At 60.2% G+C, this 1,410-nt stretch carries 1 protein-coding gene; it reads right to left on the bottom strand.

The annotated features are described in order from the left end of the window. Positions 1–28: 28 nt before the first annotated feature. The gene (locus tag IE188_RS16720) at positions 29–1,393 is read right to left on the bottom strand and encodes an ISNCY family transposase (protein ID WP_229836957.1); all 1,365 of its coding nucleotides are present in this window, start codon (positions 1,391–1,393) and stop codon (positions 29–31) included. Between the last annotated feature and the right edge of the window lie 17 nt (positions 1,394–1,410).

Genomic DNA, 1,410 nt, shown 5'->3' with positions numbered 1-1,410 from the left:
GGTAGCAAAGCCAGCCAGGGCGGAGACCTCAATTATCGCAGCCCTGGCTGGCTTTGCGGGCTGCGTTTCGCTTGCGGTCTGCGAGGGTGTTCCAGCCGTTGTTGCGGCGCCCGGTTTTCCGGTATCCGTTTCGCGCACTTTCCGGGCGCACCTCGGCGCTGGCCGCGGCTTTGTCCTGCTCTGCCTTGATATGGGCAAGGACGGCACTGAGATGCTTGTTGTCCGTTATCGCCGCGTGTGTGACGCGCTGCTGATGCGGATCGAAGATGGTGCAGGGCAGGGCGAAGCCATTGTGCCGAACCTGGATGCGCCCGTCGGGGAACTCGTAGGTGTCGGCATATTTGCCAACCAGACCGCGCGTCAGATCGTTGACTTCCAGCCGGATGCGCTTGTGGTCGTACTTCAGGGTCAGATCCTTGCTGACATAGCGTTTGTTGCGCAGACAGAAGATCTCGGCCAGCCGGTCCGGTGCGACGTTCAACGCACGATGCAAATTATCCGGACGGGCAGCTGGCTTGGCGAACCTGTCGTTATAGCGCGCCATGAAGCCAGGGAGGAAGGCATTTGCAGCCTCCATATCAGAGATGCCCGCGATGCGCAGCTCCTTGACCAGCCGGTCCTGCAGCGTGCGGTTTGCACGCTCCACGCGGCCCTTGGCCTGGCTGGTATTGGCGCACAATATCTCGATCTGCAGCTCTGCCAGAGCACGCCCGAACTGAGTCATGCCGGTCATGTGTTTGCTGGGTTTTGGCACGCGAAAGACCGTGTGCTTGTCGGTGTAGAAAGCAACTGGGCGTCCGTGCGCCGTCAGATAGCGCTCCAATGCTTCGAAATAGCTGAAGGTGCTCTCTGTCCTGACGAAGCGCAGTTCCATGAGCGTGCTGGTGGCATCGTCGATGAAGACGAGCAGGGTGCAGGGATCGCCCCGATCCTCGAACCAGCGATGCTCTGAGCCGTCTATCTGGATGAGCTCACCAAAGCATTCTCTGCGCAATCTGGGCTGATGAAACGTCCGACGCTGTTTGCGCGAGAGCCAAAGACCGTCTTCCTGCATCCACTTGCGAACCGTCTCGCGCGATACCTGGAACCCATGATGCTCGGCCAGCATCTCCGCTGCCAGGGTCGGCCCAAAGTCGGGATAGTTCTCCTTGATCAGCGACAGCGCGTAATCCCGTTTGGCTTTGTGGATGCGATTGTTCGGGGGTTTGCCACGCGCCTTGTGCCGGATCGCCGCCGCGCCATTCTGGCGATACAGCTTCAACAGCCGGAAAATCTGCCGACGCGTCAGTGCCAGCATGTTCGCCGCATTGTCGACGCTCAGCCGACCATCATCGACCTGCGCCAAAACCTCAACGCGATTCAGCTCGCGCTCGCTCATCATGACCCATCCCATGCCCAATCTCCCTCAGC

It is taken from the genome of Aliiroseovarius zhejiangensis (assembly GCF_014656375.1).
Taxonomy (GTDB): Bacteria; Pseudomonadota; Alphaproteobacteria; order Rhodobacterales; family Rhodobacteraceae; genus Aliiroseovarius; species Aliiroseovarius zhejiangensis.
The sequence above is the reverse complement of the archived record's forward strand: the minus strand, read 5'-3'. Positions and strand labels throughout refer to the sequence as shown.

Bases quoted from the DNA above. Each gene is read 5' to 3' on its own strand.
- IE188_RS16720 (WP_229836957.1), bottom strand. From the start codon at position 1,393: ATGGGATGGGTCATGATGAGCGAGCGCGAGCTGAATCGCGTTGAGGTT.